The organism is Nostocoides sp., assembly GCF_035343835.1.
GTDB lineage: Bacteria > Actinomycetota > Actinomycetes > Actinomycetales > Dermatophilaceae > Nostocoides_A > Nostocoides_A vanveenii.
In genome coordinates, this window is sequence record NZ_DAOQZV010000376.1 from 1 (window position 1) to 1,909 (window position 1,909).

The following is a 1,909-nucleotide window of genomic DNA, read 5'->3' on the forward strand; positions in this document are numbered from 1 at the left end:
TCGAAGAACTTGCGCCGGGCATGGCTCCAGCACAGCGCGCTGGTCACCGGACCCGGAGCGCGGTCGGTCCGGTAGAGGTCGTTGTAGCCGCCATAGGCGTCGGCCTGCAGGATGCCTTGCCACCCGCCGAGATGCCGGTTGGGATGGGTCTTCTCCCGGTCGCGCGAGAAGAAGAACAGCGCGGCGGGCGGCGCGCCGCCGGCGAAGGGGCGATCGTCCCGGACGTAGGTCCAGAGCCGCGCGGCAAGCGTGCCGCCCCGGGCGAGCAGCGGCACGGTGGTGTCGTCGCCGTGCAGGCGGTCGGCCGCCCGCACATGCTGCGCGATCAGGGCATGGAGCGGCTCCAGCGCGACGGTGGCATGGCCGACGAGATCGGCCAGGGTGGACAGGCTGAGCGCGACGCCCTCGCGCGCGAAGCGCTCGCCGAGCCGGTTCAGCGGCTGGTGCTGGCCGAACTTCTCGAAGGCCACCATCGCGATGAGGCTGGGACCGGCCCAGCCGCGCGGGATGGCGTGGAACGGCGCCGGTGGCTGGCTGATCTTCTCGCAGTCCCGGCAGGTGAACTTCTCGCGCACCGTCTGGATCACCTTCCACTGACGGGGGACCACCTCGAGCGTCTCGGTGATGTCCTCGCCCATCTTCACGATCCGGGACGAGCCGCAGCAGGTGCAGCTGGTGGGGGTCGCGACGACCACGCGCTCGCGCGGCAGATGTTCGGGGAACGGCTTGCGCGCCGGCTTGCGCCGCTCGAAGGCGCGGACCGGCGCCGGCTGCGCCATCGCCTCCGCCCGAAGCGCATCTTCCGTGGCCGCGGCCTCGAGTTCCTCGAGCTGGAGTTCCAGCTGCTCGATCAGCCGGGCGCGGCGTTCGGAGCGCTGACCGAACTGCTCGCGCCGCAACTTGGCGAGCTCGAGCTTGAGGTGCGAGATCATCGCTTCGGAGGCCGACACCACCGCCTGCGCCTGGGCCAGCTCGGCCTTGGCGGCCGCCAGCTCGGCGCGAAGTCGGGCGATTTCGGCGGCGTCCTCGGACATGGCCGAGGCTACCATGCCGAACGGCCAAAGCCGAGCAGAAACAGAAGGATGCGGGCGATCAGCCCGCCTTTGCCGGCCGCTGCGTCCAGCGCGGATTGCGCCAGTCGATCCCCTCCAGCAGATAGCCCAGCTGCGCCGCCGAGATCTGCACCGCCGTCCCGCCCTGGCTCACCGGCCAGATGAACTTGCCCGCCTCCAGCCGCTTGGCGTAGAGCGACATGCCCACCCCGTCGTGCCAGAGGAGCTTCACCAGCTCGCCTCGACGGCCACGAAAGCAAAAGACCTCCCCGCCGTGCGGATCGCGGCCGAGCCCTTCCTGCACCTTCAGCGCCAGGCTGTTCATGCCGCAGCGCATGTCCGTCACCCCGCCCGCGATCCAGACCTTCACACCTGCCGGAAACGCGATCATGCACTCTCCAGCACCGGCAGCAGGCGCGCCAGAGCCGCGGGATCGACCGCCGCCGAGACAATAACCCGCCGCCCGTTCCCCAGCACGATCTCGATCTTCGCCTCCCGACCCGATGCATCGGGAGAGGCAAGACGCGGCGCAGGCGGGGCCTCCGCCGTCAGCGCCAGCGCTGTGAACATCGGCCCGCCCGCACCCAGCTGCCCGGCGCGGTAGTCCCCACGCCACCGCGTCAGAAGCGACCGCGAAATCCCGTGACGCCGCGCCGTCGCCGACCCCTGACGATGGCCGCGCAGGCTCTCCTCGACAATCCGCACCTTCTCGTCGTCCGTCCAGGCCCGACGACGCCACGCGTCCCCAACCGCCAGAAGCTCAAAATCGGAGACGACCTTTGCCCATGCCATAAGGCATGCTCTTACCCCCGGCACCCGCGATCAGTCAGACGGCCGCCCCCGGAGGGATACGATCA

General features: G+C 70.4%; 3 protein-coding genes. All 3 read right to left on the bottom strand.

Features of this window, described 5'->3' with window-relative positions:
- Window positions 1–1,034, bottom strand: a 1,034-nt coding sequence (locus PKH97_RS16290; RefSeq protein ID WP_324388655.1) for an IS66 family transposase, incomplete at its 3' end; no start/stop codon positions are given.
- Window positions 1,035–1,092: 58 nt separating this feature from the next.
- Window positions 1,093–1,443: an IS66 family insertion sequence element accessory protein TnpB gene (gene tnpB / locus PKH97_RS16295; protein ID WP_324388656.1), complete on the bottom strand. Its 351-nt coding sequence runs from the start codon at window positions 1,441–1,443 to the stop codon at window positions 1,093–1,095.
- Window positions 1,440–1,844 carry a transposase gene (locus tag PKH97_RS16300; RefSeq protein ID WP_324388657.1) on the bottom strand — a complete coding sequence of 135 codons (405 nt, stop codon included), beginning with the start codon at window positions 1,842–1,844 and terminating at the stop codon, window positions 1,440–1,442. The genes tnpB and PKH97_RS16300 overlap by 4 nt, the downstream gene beginning before the upstream one ends.
- Window positions 1,845–1,909 lie beyond the last annotated feature (65 nt).